Origin of the sequence: Bacillus sp. EE-W1, from assembly GCF_009760835.1 — a bacterium.
GTDB classification, from domain to species: domain Bacteria; phylum Bacillota; class Bacilli; order Bacillales; family Bacillaceae_G; genus Bacillus_A; species Bacillus_A wiedmannii.
In genome coordinates, this window is sequence record NZ_WIPE01000069.1 from 310,314 (window position 1) to 326,277 (window position 15,964).

The window sequence follows — 15,964 nt, forward strand, 5'->3', positions numbered from 1 at the left end:
CCGGAATTGGAATAACTGGTCCCACTGGAGCAACCGGTTTCGGAATACTCCCCGTATTTGGAACAATAACTTCTGAAATAGGTATCGGTTTTTCAGCAGTAGTTAATACAAATGTTAATTTCACCATTCCAGGACCTGTTAGTGGAGCTACTCTAAATCCAGTAGACAACTCCATTACAATTAATACCACTGGTATATACGCTGTATCCTTTTCAATCGTATTTGCGATACAAGCTATTTCGTCTAGTATATTAAATCTTACAATAAACGATTCTATTCAATTCGCAATTGAAACACGAGTTGGTGGTGGTCCTGGGGTAAGTGCTACATCCGCCAGAACAGATTTATTACCTTTAACCCAAGGAGACGTTCTTCGAGTACGAATAAGAGAAGCCACGGGTGACATTATTTATTCCAACGCATCTCTCGTTATTTTAAAAGTCGACTAGTTCATTTATGAAAATAAAAATTTAGGAATGATAACAATATAAAAAGAAGAGGAGGACTTATATTTCAGTCTTCCTCTTCTTTTTTATCAGCAATTCACTGCTGAACATATATGGAAACTGATCCTCCACTTACATGGAACTGCCCCCATCCGTCCTTATTAATTGTTACAGTATTTGTTTGATTACCCGTCATATCGTACCATACTTCCCCTGCGTTATTCTTTCCAACTTCCATCCACTTTGATCCTCCTGGCCCATCTGAGATTAATGTCGCTAAACCGGAATCTGCATGTACACCATCACCTTCTCTTGTCCATCCAATTACATCTGGATGGTCTAAATAATCACGCTGCGTACCATATGCAAAGTTTTTTCGTGCCGTCAAAATCGGATCAATTTTATCTTTTAACGCTGGAATTTCATGACTACTATTTCCGTTTGTCCCATAGTAATCACCATAGAAAACTGAAGGATAGCCCTCTGCACGAGTTAAAATAAATGCATATGCCAACGGTTTAAACCACGGACTTACTACAGATTCCAATGATTGTCCAGGCTGAGAATCATGATTCTCAACGAGAGTAACTGCAAGTGCAGGGTGATTTTGCATTACTGTTCCATTTAAAATATTTCTCATATCATAATTCCCATTTCCTTTTGAAGCATAATGAAAATTGTAATGCAGTGGTGCATCAAATACAGATTGATTATAATTGACCTTCGCTAAATAATTATTTAAAGTTCGAATATCATTTTGCCAATATTCAGCTACTGTAAACATTTCTTTCCCCGTTTGCTGTCTGACATGATTTACCCAATCGCGTAAATATTCATGATCAATATGTTTAACAGCATCTAAACGAAAGCCATCTAAATTTAATTCATTCGCATACCACTTTCCCCAATTTTTCATCTCATTCGCAACATCTGGATGATCAAAATCAAGATCTGCATACATCAAATAATCATAATTTCCATTCTCGCTAGACACTTCCCAGTCCCATGCTTTACCTATCCCCCTAAATTTATAAATTCGATTTAATTTCCTTCCTTCATCCCAATCCGTTCCGTCAAAATGATACCATTTCCATTTGAAATTAGAATAAGCATCGCCACGCCCTGGAAAGTTAAACCCTGTCCATGCATTAATTTCATAATCACCGGATACTTCAATATTTCGATTGTTACGGTCTACCTCGACAACTGTTACAGTTTCAGTATAATCTGCTCCACCTTTGTGATTCATAACTACATCACCATATACATCAATGTTTTGCTTATGTAAAGCTTCAATTGCAGATTTCAGCTGTGCTTTTGTCCCATATTTCGTCCGCACCGTTCCTTTTTGATTGAATTCTCCCAAATCATATAAATCATACGCTCCATATCCTACGTCATTTTGCGTAGTTCCTTTATATGCAGGCGGTATCCAGACAGATGTAATTCCTTTCTGAGCTAAATTTCCAGCATCCGAACGCAAACGATTCCAATGATTCCCATCATTCGGAGCATACCACTCAAAATACTGCATTAACGTTCCATTGTTAACCGTATCTGCATAAACTTTACTCCCCCCATATATACTAGGTAAATACAAAACAATCGACAAGCCGACTACTGTTATTCTTTTCAACATATTTACATCATCCCCTTCCAAGAAAACGTTTGCATAGTTTATCGGAATTATTATAATATTCGTTCTACAATTAGTAAAGTAGCAATCTCTCACTCTCCCACATTATTTTTTAATCTAACTTCACATATTTAACAAATACTTCAAAGTAGTTTTCATTTCACATCTTATTCAAGATTGTTTACAATTTATCTATAAAAGCATGACGGAGGGATTTCTATGACCGACTTTCAAAAACAATTTTTCGCACGATTACATATAGAAGAAAAACAAAAAGTTTCATTTGAAGATTTACCTAACATTATGTACGCGATGGCACAAACTGTCCCTTTTGAAAACTTAAATATACTCGAAAACAACTTTACAGAAATATCAAAAGAAAATCTAAAAGAAAAAATTTTAGTAAACAACCGTGGCGGTCTTTGTTATGAACTCAATCCTACTATGTACTACTTCCTTAAAGACGCTGGATTTGATGTTCATCTCGTTTCAGGAACAGTGTACAATGCTGCAAATTCTATATGGGCTGTTGATTCTGGACACATCGCAACTGTTTTAGCACATCATAATGAACTTTATTTAATTGAAGTAGGATTCGGATCATACTTACCTCTTACACCTATTCCTTTCTCAGGTGAAGTCATTCACTCCATTACAGGAGATTATCGTATTCGTAAAGAAATGACTGAAAAGGGAAATTACATGTTAGAGATGCGTAAAAACAATGAGTTTTTGGATCAATCTTCTGCTGATGATTGGACGTTAGGCTATGCATTTTATATAGAAGAAGTGGATGAAGAAAAGGCAAATGCAGCACAAGAAATTATCGTTGAACATGAGGGCTCACCATTTAACAAAGTACCTCTTATTGTAAAACTAACTGAAGATGGGCATGCATCTTTAACAAAGGATAGTCTCACAATAGCGAAAAACGGTAAAAAAACGAAAGAAAACGTTACAGATGTGCAATATAAAAATCTTTTACATTCAAAATTCGGAATTACATTATAATTTTTTTAGCCTTGTCATTTTAGCAAGGCTTTTCAATTTTCAGCAGGGATTTTTTGCAATTTGTTGTATTTCATAGTTATATAGGAATATAACTACATATTTAGAAAGGAAATGATTATGACAGAACTTAAAGATCGACTACAAGTAGATGATAAAGAGAAATGGGATTTAACGGATATTTATCATACAATTGAAGATTGGGAAAGCGATTTTCATAAAATTGAAGTATTAACGAAAGAATTACATGAGTTTAATGGACATATTCACGATGGCAATAGTTTATTAGCCTATTTAACAAAGAGCGAAGAAATTTCTAGCATAATATCTTTAATGTTCGCTTATGCACGATTACAATCTGATCTTGATACGCGCGATACTGACGCTCAATCTCTTGTCGATAAAGTATCACAATTACACGTGAAAGTAAGTGCGGCTAAATCTTTCTTTTCCCCATTCTTACTTAGCGTAGATGAAAACACATTACATTCTTACATAGAAGAAGCAGAAGGTTTACAATATTATAAAGAAGACTTATTTGAATTATACCGTTATAAAAAACACGTATTGAATAAAGACCAAGAAGAGATTTTATCACAAATGGGTGAAGCACTTTCCTCCCCGCAGCATACATACGGCATGTTAAATAATGCAGATATACTATTTGGTGAAGTGACTACTGATGAGGGAGAAAAAGTTACTTTAACGCGTGGAATGTATGCAAAGTTAATAGAAGATGAAAATCGCGAGAAACGTAAAGAAGCCTATAAAGCTTATTACAAACCATACGTTCAATTAAAAAATTCTATCGCTTCTACTTTATCTGCTGCTATTAAAAATAATGTTACTGTTTCAAAGCTAAGAAAATATCCATCAGCTTTAGAAAAGTCATTATTTGGCGACACGGTTCCGAAAGAAGTATATGAAAATTTAATTGAGACGACGAAAAAAAATATTCAATCACTACATACTTATAATGAACTTCGAAAAGAAAAATTACATGTAGATGAACTACGCCAGTACGACTTGAGCGTTGATTTAGTAGCGGGTGTAAAACAAGACATTCCATATGACAAAGCGTTTGACATGATGATCGAATCACTAGCTCCATTAGGTGAAGAATATATTGAAACATTAAAAAGCTTTAAAGATAAGCGTTATATTGACGTGAGAGAAACGCCAGGAAAACGTTCCGGCGCTTATAATTTTGGTGTATACGGTGTTCATCCTTTCATTCTTTTAAATCATCACGATGATTTAAATAGCCTTTTCACTCTCACTCATGAATGTGGACACGGTATGCATACGCACTACTCACACGGATACCAACCGAGAATTTCTGCACACTATACTATTTTTGTTGCAGAAGTCGCTTCTACAGTAAATGAAGTCCTATTAATTCATCATTTATTAAAAGAAGCAAAAGATGCTAATGTACGTAACCATTTAGTAAATCATTTCATCGACAAATTTAAAGGCACTTTCTTTACACAAATTATGTTCGCTGAGTTTGAAAAAATCACACATGAAATGGCGCAGCAAGGTAAACCATTAAATGCCCAAGTCTTTAGCGAAGTTTATGAAAACTTGTTTAGAGAGTATAATGGCGACTCCCTCGTATTTGACGAAGAAGTAAAATACGGCTGGGCTAGAATACCGCATTTCTATCGTCCATTTTACGTGTACAAATACGCAACTGGTTTCGCTTCTGCAATCCAAATTGCTGATAAGTTATTGAGCGGCGATCCAAATACTCAAAAACATTATATTGAATTCCTTAAAGGCGGAAGTTCTGACTATCCATTAAACTTACTGAAAAAAGCTGGAGTTGATTTAACTACGCCAGAACCGATTGAAAGTGCACTAAATCGTTTTAGCTCACTTGTTGAAGAGTTTTCAGCATTATAAAAAGCATGCAGAGTATATACTCTGCATGCTTTTTTCATTTCGGATACTCTATGCCAAATGTTGCTGCGTCACACAATGAATCATGCCACCATACGCAAACAGTTCATTTACATAAATACCGACAATTCTTCTTCCTGGAAACTGCCCTTCCATGATTTGAAGCCCTAACTTGTCATGTTCATCACCATATATAGGAACTAATACAACTTCATTTCCAATGTAGAAATTCAAATATGAGCCCTTACAGTCTGCTTCTTTTACCACTTTTCTTGTCACCGGTACTGGTATGAGCTGAAATGGTTTTCCATCTATATTTCTTGCTTGTCGCAATTCTTGATAATGCTTTTCGTACGCCTCCAAAAGGTATGATTCACTTTCTCCGAAAGGATCATATTCATAAAGAATTGTATTTTCATTTACAAAACGTGCTGCTCCATCAATATGGTAATCCGTATCTTCATCATAATTATCCTCACCGCGAATGCCCGTTATCCATATAAAATTCGTTACCCCTAAATGCTTCGTTAACTCTATTTCAATCTCTTCCTGACTTAGTGTAGCATTTCGATTTTCATTTATAATAGAAGTTTTTGCCGCCATTAAGGTTCCATTTCCGTTTATCTCTATTCCCCCGCCCTCTAGACAGACACTAGAATTAACTTTTGGAATGCTATACATTTCACTTATTTCCGCCGGAATACCCGCATTATTTTCATACGGATATTTCTCACCCCACCCATTAAAAGTCCAGTGTGTTAAGCAGAGATTGCCTTCCTTATCTTTTACAAAAATCGGTCCATTATCTCTTACCCACACATCATCCGTCTCTTGAACTAAGAAATCAATTTTATCCATATCCACTTTCGCTTCCATTAACTTCGATTGGACATGTACTTTTTCTTCTTCATCATATACAACAATATGCACAATTTCTCCGTAATGAAGCTCCTTTGCCATCGTTACCCAAATATCATCTAGCTTAGCTCTGTAACCTCCACCTCTATGAGCTTTATCATGAGGCCATTGGAGCCATGTCCCCTCATGCTTTTCCCACTCAGCTGGCATATAAAACAAACTATTTTCCATATTTCTCATACATGTTCACCCCTTCTTCGAATGTAAGTTCAGTCTAAACTTTGACATCGTGTTAAGGTCAACAGAAATATATTAACTACTTCATAAACTGATTCTTTATTTTCCCTTGTGATACACTACTTCTCCTTGTAAAACCGTCACTAAAACTTTCGCATCTGGAATCTTATCGACACTCATTTTAGTAATATCTTCATTTAGTAATATCATATCGGCTGATTTACCTACTTCGATTGAACCAGTAATATTATCAAGGCCTAATGCTTTAGCGGGCTTAATTGTATATGCATCAATAGCTGCATATACATTAGACAAGCCCTTTTCATTAATACTTAGTGCATTTGAAATTGTCACAAGTGGATTTAGTTCATTTACATCCCAATCACTACTAAGTGACACGTTTGCTCCTGTTTTCCAAATGCGTCCTAACGGCATAATTCGTTTCATCTGTTGATTTGTAAAATACGTACTTGCCCAGCTTTGTTTAGGATCTTCTGTAAAATCATGACCTACTTGGAAATCAGCGCTAATACCTAACTTAGCAAAACGATTTATATCACTATCTTCTACCATCTCAACATGCGTAAGCGTATAAGGCTGATTCGCCCCTTCTTTTTTCGCTGCCTCAATTGCATTTAAACTCTCTCTTACCCCGCCATCTCCAATCGTATGAATGAGCGCACCGTAACCAAGTTTATTAAGTTCCTTCAACCACCATTTCATTTTCTCTTCTGGAATATAGTTCAAACCGTACGGCGTTCCCTGAAACCACTCAAATTTATATTTTTCTAGTATTTTAGCTGTACTGTTAATGCTAATTCCATCACTATACATCTTCACTTGATTAATAAGCATTCGAGATGATACATCATCACGCTTAATCTTTTTGAAATACTCTATTTGTTCTGCTTCATTTAAGTTCGGATATACCCACGGACGAAGTACTACTCGCGACGTTAACTTTTTCTCATCGTTAACTTTATTCCAAACATCTAACCAGCCTCGTTTCCAATAAAGACGTCCATCGCCGACTGTAGTAATCCCATTCTTCGCAACCTCATCTAAACCGTCCAGCAAACCTTCATAATTTTTTTCAAAGAGATTAGGCTGAGAATTCCATGCTTTTTCCATCACGATATCTCCTGCTGTATCATACAGAAGCCCGAAAGGTTCTCCTGTTTCTGGATCCCGGATGATTCTTCCGCCTTGCGGATCTTTCGTCTCTTTATTTATTCCCGCTACTTCCAATGCTTTTGAGTTAACCCAGACAGAATGAGAAGTTCTTTCCATAATTAATACAGGGTTATTAGGAAATAACTCATCAAGAACTTGTAATGGCGTTTGTTGTTCTGACTTTTCGTCCATATCTTTTAACAGCTCTTCCAAACTAAATCCTGTTCCACTTATCCATTCGCCATCTTTCACATCTTTTTTACAAACCTTTAAATACGAGCGTTGTTCTTGCAACGAAGCATCCGGTGAAACACTACAATTCCCTGCTGCTGGTGATTTCGCCTCAAATATATGATTATGATTGTCCACAAAACCAGGAAGAATAAAACGTCCTTGTAAATCCACCACTTTCGTATCTTCATTTATAAATTCTTCTACATCTTTGTTTGAACCAACAAATGTAATTTTCCCTTCTTTAACGGCTACAGCCTCTACAATGTCTTGCTTGCCATTTGAAGTATAGATGGTACCATTTTTAAACACTACATTTTTGGGCAACTGATTAGGTAGAACGAAGCTACCATTCTCACCTTCTCCTACTCCAGGAGTACACGCTGAAACCCATGTCATACTTAGAATCAGACAAATAATCATGATTGTTCTTTTCATTTTCTTTCTCCTTTTTATTATGATGAATTACTTACATAAATAGAATAAGGATTGACATAATGTTAATGTCAATCCTTATCCTCAGTCTATTTTCATAACTAAAAAACAAATTTGTGTCACATACTCCTCTACTAAACAATCACATTCAGGTCCCTTTATGTAGACCTCATATGGTGAATCATCTATTACATAACCATTTCTTTCAATCCATTTTTCTAACGCAATATAAGCGTAGCCTATATAGTCATAACTTCCATAATGCATAGTAGTAACGACTTGATGTGGATTTAATTTTTTTATTTCATATTCTTGTACTACATCTCTATTGTTCCCATGCATGACCGGAATCCTTAATTCAACATCACTTTCATTTGGAATATACTCTTCATCATAAAAGACCGTAGAGGGCGAACCAACTATTGATAAGTTATGCTTTTGTACTTTTTCATATAAGTCATAAAAATAATCATCCATATCATCTATATTTATTTGCAGTCTTTGAGCAATTACTGTTATTTCATTTCTCATTCCAATTAATATATCGTAACTTCTATGGCGAGCAATATGCAGGCCATTATTCACATTTACCATTTCATTCATTTCTGAAATAACCTGTAAATTTTGCTTCACTTCGTGAGACAACTCTATAATTTGTGCTTGCATATGTTTCACAAACGAGTCTTGATCTGATGACTGCAAAATGATTTTAATTTTTGGTAGAGGGAACTTATACTCTCTTAACTTTTTTATTTTCAACGCTATTTCTAACTGTCCTTGCTCATAATATCTATACCCATTTTCCGGGTTCACATATGCTGGTTTTAATATATCCTCTTTGTCATAATGCCTTAGCATCCGTGTACTCATTTTACAAATCCGTGAAAACTCAGTAATTGTATACATATACTTACCCCTTGAATACATTTTCTTATAAGCTTATTTTAAAACCAATCAAAAATCTTCTTAACTGAAAAATCTTCATTCTGATTTTTCAATCTCCTCATTTTTGAAGGTAATAAATGACGAGGGCAATACCACGTTAAACAATTTATTGCGCCTCCCATTGTCGATATTTCTCCTACATGAATTTGAATAGCTTGTTTCTCCGTATGCTGTTGAATATATTGTAAAACTTCCCTATCTTTAGCTAATCCAAACTTAGGAACATAAATCGTATCACATGTTTCTAACATATTTATATACAACCCTTTTGCCGATGCTATTTCTTCATCATATTGTCCCTTTTCTGTATATGACGATGGAACAACTATAAATTTAGCTTCTGGCATTTGCTCTTGAATAATTTCTTGAACATTATATCTAAATTCATGATCCCCTAAAAAATCACTAATAAACATCGTATGTTCATCAATAAATTTAACCATTCCGTCTGCATGTGCAAGTACGTCCCCTTCTTCAGCAGGAATAATAATAACTCGGCTCACATCCAAATCCCATTCCAGTTGCTCTATAATTTCTTCTTCCGTCCAATCATCATTATCATCGAATATGCGTTCCGTTACTATAACAGTATCTTTTTTATTCCAAATAAGATTTCCACCGTCTAATATCAATGGAGACTTCCCATATTCAAAATCGTTCTTTTTTAACCATTTATTAAATTGTTGATCTAAATATCTCCATTGATCTTTCGGTAAGTAATTTGGTTGATATTTAAATTTAACTAAATGATTTGTAACAACTGGTGCAACATCTCTTAGCCAAATATCATCATACTCAAAAAAGCTTGTATGAAAGTCTTGCTCTTCAATGGATAAAGAAACAAGTTGATCAGTAAATGATTTATTTTCATTTAAGTATTCATTAAAATAAATCAGGTCTTCATAAAATGGACGATAATATGCATTTGATTTATCTGGTATTGCAGTAAAAATAATTCCATTATGTTTTTGTTCCATATTATTTACCTCGCTTTTTAATAATGGTTGAATAACTAATTTCACTATGCCAACTATTTCTCTTTTCATAACAATGTTCGAAACGTGCACATTTCATGAATGGATTATAGCACGGAGAAATATTATATATTTATATAAAAAATATATAGCCGTGGTTGAGCGAAAAATTGACTCTTGACAGGGTTTTAAAATGCAATAATAAAAATTTATATGAAAGTATGAAATTTAATAATAGAATCATAAGCCCTATCATTATGAAACTAGTTAATATTATTCCTTTCAATGCCCTTGCTCCTTTTTGCGAAAAATAAAACATGACAAAATAGATAAAGGTAACAATGTACCTATTTTGTCGGTAGGTTGCTGAATTTCAATCGATTATTTCAATTGAATCGGTTGTTGCTGTGTAACACAATGAATCATGCCGCCATTTTTATAAAGCTCTCTCACATCAATACCAACTACTTTACGATCTGGATATAACTTCTGAATCGTATCGTTTGCGATTTTATCATTCGGATCATTATAATTAGGAACCAATACCACAGCATTCCCAATATAATAATTGATATACGAGCCTTTATAATCGAGAGCTTTTCCATTTTCTAAAGTAACTTTATCTTTACTAAGGAGTAAGTATTCATACTTATACTTCTGTCCTGAAGCATTTTTTGCATCTAACAATGTATCCATATCCTTGTTTGACAAACCCCATTCGGCTAGGTCATCTTCTTTCATCGTTACAATGGTAGATTTACCATGGAATTTAGCAAATCCATCGATATGAAAATCAGTAATATCTAAATTAGGTACTCCATCTAACCAAATAAAGTTTGATACTCCTAGGTCACTTATATACTTTTCAATTTCCTTTTCTGATAAATTTGGATTTCTATTTTTATTTGTTACTGCACTTCGAGTTAATAAAGCAGTCCCATTACTGTCTAATTCAATTGCGCCGCCTTCAAGGACAAAGTTCCCCCAATCAATCCTTTCAATCCCTAATTGTTTACTAACATTTTCACGTATACGAGCATCATTTTTATAAGGTGTTTTCTTTCCCCAACCATTAAATGCCGGATCTAATATTTTGAGATTTTTATTATTGTCATAAACAAAAATCGGTCCACTATCTCTTGCCCATACATCATCAGTAGGAGCGATAAAGAAATCAATTTTATCTATATTCAGTCCTTTATCTATTAAAAGATTATTGATGCGCTCTTTCTCTTCCTCATCGTATGCAACAATATGAACTTTTTCACCCTCAGTTAAAGCGCTTGCCATCTTAACCCAAATCGGTTCAACTTCCTGCTTATATTCTTGACCATATGTGTATTCATGAGGCCATTGCAACCATGTACCTTCATGCTTATCTTTTTCATCTGGCATCGTATATTTTCCAACCTTTTTCTGTACCTCTACTTTTTCACTCTCTTTCCCTTTTGAATTTTCATTACCACCTTCAAAAGAACAACCACTAATAATCGTTGCGGATAATACACTTATTAAACAAAACTTTACTACTTTTTTCATTTTTTCAACCTCCTGTTCCTATCTCCAATAATATAAAGCTTCACATAGTGTGAATCTCAAGCTTTTTCTTCAATGTAAAAATTACCAATTATCCTTTACATTCATATCATTTAACTACCTATATAGATTTATTCAAATATCAACCACCTTTCTCACCTACTTAGTCAGCAAATAGAACATGACTAAATAAAAAAAATCGGTATTGATAATTACATATCAATACCGATTTTTAAAATTATTATTTTCCTTCTATTAAATCATTCGCCATTTTCCTAAACTCCTGATTAAACGAATCATTCATACCATTTTGTACGTTAGAGAATAATATTACAAACGTTCGTTTATCCCGGTTAAAATTATTAAATGTATTCCAACCAGCTAATACACCATGATTATGATAATAATCTGGATTAGTATAGAAACTAAACCCATATTTTCTTACAGATGATGCAGTAAACATATCTGATACACTTTGTTTAGAAATCAACTTTCCATCCATAATAGCCTCATCTAATCTTTTCATATCTTCAATAGTCGTATACATTTCACCACACCCATACAGCCAATTCATTTTTAACCGAGGCGCAGCTATTAACTCGTTATCTTTTTTCGTATAACCTTCTGCTAAAAAAATATCTTCAGGGAGAGTTGCACCCATTCCAGATTCATGCATTTCAACAGGCGTAAAAATATTTTCTTTCACATATTCAGCAAGCGGTTTATTCGATATCTTTTCTACAATATACGCAAGTACCATATAATTATAGTCTGTATATTTCCATCCTGTCCCTGCAGGAAATTGCAATTTTTGTGCACCAATCCACGTTACTAACTTTAATCGTGACGCCGCATCAACCCTACCTTGTCCCTGATCTGGCAACCCAGACGTATGGGTTAACAAATTTCGTAACGTAATGTTTTTATCTGCCGGAAATGATGGAATATACTTATTTACATTGTCTTCAATATTTAATTTCCCTTTTTCTTTTAGCTGCATAATAGATATTGCAACGACTGTTTTCGTAATAGAACCAATGCGATATTTCGTTCTTGGCGTTGTTACTACTTTATCTTTCACATTCGCATACCCATAACCTTTGCGTAAAATTACATGATCTTTACTAGCTACAAGAACACTCCCATTAAATCCTTTATCTTTTAAATATTGATCTAGTTTTCCAGCTGCAACTTCATAGCGCTTTTTCTCATTCGCATCAACTTCTTGCATATCGCCCTTTTTCTTACTATTTACATTAGAAAATGCCTTTATATCATATTTCTTACCTTTATTTGCATGTATTAGTGTAACGACACTCCCACAAAAAATAGCAAAAATAAAGAAAACAATTAACCATTTCTTTAGCATAATAGGAACCCTCTTTTATCTAGTTTCACTTAACATGCATCCATTCTATTCTATATCTTTTAATTTTCAAATATTTCATAATATTATCTATCTATTATTCACCTATTTAAACTAGATTCCTTTTTCTCATATTCAGTTTTTGGCTACTCTCTATTGTATTTCTTTCTTGCAAAATTTCCACCTTACAATCGGATACACCCTACTATAATTTCAACAGCTTATGTAACATTTGTTACACATAATAAGAAATGGAGTTGTTACGATGAAAAATACCGATAAACACAATCGTTTAAATGATATGATGTTCCATTACAGAGTAACAAAAAAAAACATAGTTTTAATTGAATATTACGGAAAATAAATTAAAATATTAAAAGGAAATGATGCTGAAAAATTTTTAAACAAAATAAATCATGCACATAACATAACGATACAGAAAAACAACTCATTATGGCTAAAGTAACAGGTAATTTCAAAAGAGGTAATGAACGTCATTGAAAACGAATCTCATTTATTTTTTGATTATACAACATATAAAATAGAAATGTCGCACATTCGGCATTTCTTTAGAATTTCTTCATATAAAATTTACATTACTAACTTTCTTTTATTTTTTGCTTTTACTATATAAACTCACTGCCGAAATACTTAGTAATACCACTATACACAACCACGCACACGTATACCCTTTCTCATCGACAATATACCCAAATAAAACAGGTGCAACAATAATAGCAATTTGATTGAATGTCAGCGCCAAACTAACTGTTATTCCAACAGATTCTTCACTTGCCAATTCAGCAACTTCGACGATAAAAAGACTAAACCAACCAATTGAAAAGAAGCCTAACAATGCGCTGACACCATACAATACTCCACTCGTTACTGTATGTATGCTCATTACTAACAATAGAATCAAACCGATAGAAGCACAGACAGTTATAAATAAAGGTATGCGCCGATTCCCCTTATAAAACACATCACTAATAGCTGCTAATGCAACACGGCCAATCATTCCAGAAAAGAACATAACTGAAAATACTGTTCCGGCTACAATAGATGTAATGGATTGTTCCCTTACTAAAAATTTCATAAAGTGTCCAACTAACACCATTTGTAATGAAATCATGCAAATACCTGTTATATAAATTGGATACAACTCTTTTTTACATATCACTACTTTTAGCTGCATCCATAAAGAATTTTTAATATATTCTTTCCTTACATCCTCTTGGACATATGGCTCTTTATAAAATATAAAAAATAATAAACCTCCAATTATACAAATGCATGCCATACTATTTATCGCATAAGTCACATTATATTGTATTGTAAGAAACGGGATTAAAACTCCCGCTAACGCGCCACCAATCGGTATACCAGCTTGCCTTATTCCCATCGCTAATCCACGATTTTCTTTTGGAAACCATTTTAAAATCACTTTACTTCCTCCTGGCTGGGAAACACTATAAAACATTCCTACTAATAAAAGTACAAATAACAGTCCATTAAATCCATTTACTATATTAGTTAGTAAAAGCGAACCTCCTAGCAAAAATGAACTTATAGAAATTAACAACTTTTCATCATATTGATCAAGTAGCCGCCCAACAAAAAGCATACAAAATAATGGTCCAACATTTACAAAACTTACTAACAATCCACTCTCCATATTCTTAAGCGCATATTCTTCTTTCCAAAATAACGCCAAAACTCCAACACCATACGTTATAAGCGTCGCTGTTGTTTGAGCAATCGTCGCAACAATTAACATCATCCACTTATAAGTACTTTTCATCCTTTCTTCGATTAACACAATCATCCCTCCACCCCCTTCAATTGTATGAAAGTTCTGATATCATATAAAATAAATATTCATCATATAATCCATCAAAAAAATTGATACCTTTTCGGAGGAATGAAACGTGGACATAAAAGATTTAACTGTATTTTACGAAGTTGCGAAGGAAAATAATATTTCTCACGCAGCTAAAAATTTGAACTATGTACAATCAGGCGTAACAATGCGTATGAAACAACTAGAAAATGAATTAGGTGTGCCTTTATTTTACCGTAACGGAAAAGGTGTAACTTTAACTTCTAACGGTGAGATTTTATTAACATACGCTAAACAAATTATCCACTTAATGGATCAATCTATAAAAGCGGTTCAAAGTAATGGAACTGAGCCAAAGGGCACGTTGAAAATCGGATGTACAGAATCTACAACTGCGGTAAGGCTTCCCTCTATATTAACGGCCTACTATGAGAAACACCCAAAAGTCGAATTGATTTTAGAAACAAATACGACCGAACAACTAATTAGGCTAGTGTTAGAAAGAAAACTAGACGGAGCGTTTATAGCTGGCTCTACTCAGCACGCTGAACTTCATACAAGTGTATTTCGTGAAGAAGAATTAGTTCTCATTAGTAAAAAACCTTTACCCTCTCTTACAGACATAGAAGATATGAATTTACTCGCTTTTAGTCAAGGTTGCTATTATAGAAGTTTATTAGAAGACTGGCTTCAAGAAGAAGGCATCTCGCCTAAACGAATATTAGAGTTCGGAACAATTGAAGCAATACTCGCCTGTGTAAAATCAAATATGGGCGTAGCAATTATGATGAAATCTATTTTAAATGGTCATGCACATAACTTATCATTCAACCCTTTACCAAATAGATTCAAAAAGGTTCCTACTACTTTTATTACTAGAAAAGATATATATCACTCAGCTGCATTACAAAAATTTATGGAGATGATTTAACAATGCGTGAAAAGAAAATACGTGGGATGAAGCGTAAAACAAACACGATGATAAAGCGAATTGAAGAACATACAAAAACGTTCCCTTCTGCTTTCTATAACGATGAATATTGGTATATGCCTTTACCAGTTTCCAAAGCTTTTATTGATAGCAAAACGATTGTGTATACAAACCTTAGTGAACTACCCACCACTTAGTACCTCTTACGAGCTTACTTGAAGTAGGGGCTTCTCGGTTCATCGCTACTTTTGATAGCTAACGAATTTGTCCTAGGACAGCCGAGCTAACTCCCTTGTTCCAAAGGTTATTTTGTTACTATTTATGCCAACACTAATAAGCGAATGGCTTCCTTTTTGATATTGATCGCTGCATTATAATCACGGCCAATTGTGAGTCCACACAAACAAGCATACGTGCGTTCACATAATGGCATTTCTTTTTTA

Annotated in this window: 12 protein-coding genes and 3 pseudogenes; 6 read left to right on the forward strand and 9 right to left on the reverse strand. The window is 34.1% G+C overall.

Annotated features, from left to right (window positions below; translation table 11 throughout):
- Nucleotides 1-449: collagen-like exosporium glycoprotein BetA (gene betA, locus GFJ36_RS18225; protein ID WP_275940655.1), on the forward strand; the 449-nt coding region annotated here is incomplete at its 5' end.
- A gap of 94 nt (nt 450-543) precedes the next feature.
- On the opposite strand, the gene amyS is transcribed toward betA, so the two are convergent.
- Nucleotides 544-2,085, reverse strand: coding sequence for an alpha-amylase (gene amyS / locus GFJ36_RS18230; RefSeq protein ID WP_098082269.1), 1,542 nt, complete (start codon nt 2,083-2,085; stop codon nt 544-546).
- A 216-nt stretch (nt 2,086-2,301) separates the two neighbouring features.
- Here amyS and GFJ36_RS18235 point away from each other — a divergent pair, with 216 nt between their 5' ends.
- On the forward strand, nt 2,302-3,093 hold the full coding sequence (locus GFJ36_RS18235) for an arylamine N-acetyltransferase family protein (RefSeq protein WP_088609600.1): 792 nt from the start codon (nt 2,302-2,304) through the stop codon (nt 3,091-3,093).
- A gap of 117 nt (nt 3,094-3,210) precedes the next feature.
- The gene (gene pepF / locus GFJ36_RS18240; RefSeq protein ID WP_098082267.1) at nt 3,211-4,998 is read left to right on the forward strand and encodes an oligoendopeptidase F; all 1,788 of its coding nucleotides are present in this window, start codon (nt 3,211-3,213) and stop codon (nt 4,996-4,998) included.
- Between the two features lie 48 nt (nt 4,999-5,046).
- Here pepF and GFJ36_RS18245 read toward each other — a convergent pair whose 3' ends face one another.
- The 6 genes from GFJ36_RS18245 to GFJ36_RS18270 form a co-directional block, all read right to left on the reverse strand.
- Nucleotides 5,047-6,093 carry an agmatine deiminase family protein gene (locus GFJ36_RS18245; protein ID WP_157349696.1) on the reverse strand — a complete coding sequence of 349 codons (1,047 nt, stop codon included), beginning with the start codon at nt 6,091-6,093 and terminating at the stop codon, nt 5,047-5,049.
- A gap of 96 nt (nt 6,094-6,189) precedes the next feature.
- A complete protein-coding gene (locus GFJ36_RS18250) occupies nt 6,190-7,932 on the reverse strand; it encodes an amidohydrolase (protein ID WP_097889778.1) in 1,743 nt (580 codons plus the stop codon).
- 81 nt (nt 7,933-8,013) lie between these two features.
- Nucleotides 8,014-8,835, reverse strand: coding sequence for a MerR family transcriptional regulator (locus GFJ36_RS18255; protein WP_098082266.1), 822 nt, complete (start codon nt 8,833-8,835; stop codon nt 8,014-8,016).
- 38 nt (nt 8,836-8,873) lie between these two features.
- On the reverse strand, nt 8,874-9,851 hold the full coding sequence (locus tag GFJ36_RS18260) for an agmatine deiminase family protein (RefSeq protein ID WP_098082292.1): 978 nt from the start codon (nt 9,849-9,851) through the stop codon (nt 8,874-8,876).
- A 378-nt stretch (nt 9,852-10,229) separates the two neighbouring features.
- The gene (locus GFJ36_RS18265; RefSeq protein WP_098082265.1) at nt 10,230-11,387 is read right to left on the reverse strand and encodes an agmatine deiminase family protein; all 1,158 of its coding nucleotides are present in this window, start codon (nt 11,385-11,387) and stop codon (nt 10,230-10,232) included.
- A gap of 238 nt (nt 11,388-11,625) precedes the next feature.
- Complete coding sequence (locus GFJ36_RS18270; RefSeq protein ID WP_088064124.1) at nt 11,626-12,753, reverse strand: serine hydrolase domain-containing protein; 1,128 nt, start codon at nt 12,751-12,753, stop codon at nt 11,626-11,628.
- 262 nt (nt 12,754-13,015) lie between these two features.
- Between GFJ36_RS18270 and GFJ36_RS29815 the strand changes: the two are divergent.
- Nucleotides 13,016-13,251 (forward strand): annotated as a pseudogene (locus GFJ36_RS29815) (hypothetical protein).
- Nucleotides 13,252-13,360: 109 nt separating this feature from the next.
- Here GFJ36_RS29815 and GFJ36_RS18280 read toward each other — a convergent pair.
- On the reverse strand, nt 13,361-14,593 hold the full coding sequence (locus GFJ36_RS18280) for an MFS transporter (protein ID WP_141542862.1): 1,233 nt from the start codon (nt 14,591-14,593) through the stop codon (nt 13,361-13,363).
- A gap of 85 nt (nt 14,594-14,678) precedes the next feature.
- Here GFJ36_RS18280 and GFJ36_RS18285 point away from each other — a divergent pair, with 85 nt between their 5' ends.
- Complete coding sequence (locus GFJ36_RS18285; protein WP_088122765.1) at nt 14,679-15,521, forward strand: LysR family transcriptional regulator; 843 nt, start codon at nt 14,679-14,681, stop codon at nt 15,519-15,521.
- Nucleotides 15,522-15,523: 2 nt separating this feature from the next.
- A pseudogene (locus GFJ36_RS18290) lies at nt 15,524-15,704 on the forward strand (DUF3916 domain-containing protein); the annotation flags it as partial.
- Nucleotides 15,705-15,840: 136 nt separating this feature from the next.
- Here the strand turns inward: GFJ36_RS18290 and GFJ36_RS18295 are convergent.
- Nucleotides 15,841-15,964, reverse strand: a pseudogene (locus tag GFJ36_RS18295) (RNA-guided endonuclease TnpB family protein); the annotation flags it as partial.

Bases quoted from the DNA above. Each gene is read 5' to 3' on its own strand.
- amyS (WP_098082269.1), bottom strand. From the start codon at position 2,085: ATGTTGAAAAGAATAACAGTAGTCGGCTTGTCGATTGTTTTGTATTTA.
- GFJ36_RS18235 (WP_088609600.1), top strand. From the start codon at position 2,302: ATGACCGACTTTCAAAAACAATTTTTCGCACGATTACATATAGAAGAA.
- pepF (WP_098082267.1), top strand. From the start codon at position 3,211: ATGACAGAACTTAAAGATCGACTACAAGTAGATGATAAAGAGAAATGG.
- GFJ36_RS18245 (WP_157349696.1), bottom strand. From the start codon at position 6,093: ATGAGAAATATGGAAAATAGTTTGTTTTATATGCCAGCTGAGTGGGAA.
- GFJ36_RS18250 (WP_097889778.1), bottom strand. From the start codon at position 7,932: ATGAAAAGAACAATCATGATTATTTGTCTGATTCTAAGTATGACATGG.
- GFJ36_RS18255 (WP_098082266.1), bottom strand. From the start codon at position 8,835: ATGTATACAATTACTGAGTTTTCACGGATTTGTAAAATGAGTACACGG.
- GFJ36_RS18260 (WP_098082292.1), bottom strand. From the start codon at position 9,851: ATGGAACAAAAACATAATGGAATTATTTTTACTGCAATACCAGATAAA.
- GFJ36_RS18265 (WP_098082265.1), bottom strand. From the start codon at position 11,387: ATGAAAAAAGTAGTAAAGTTTTGTTTAATAAGTGTATTATCCGCAACG.
- GFJ36_RS18270 (WP_088064124.1), bottom strand. From the start codon at position 12,753: ATGCTAAAGAAATGGTTAATTGTTTTCTTTATTTTTGCTATTTTTTGT.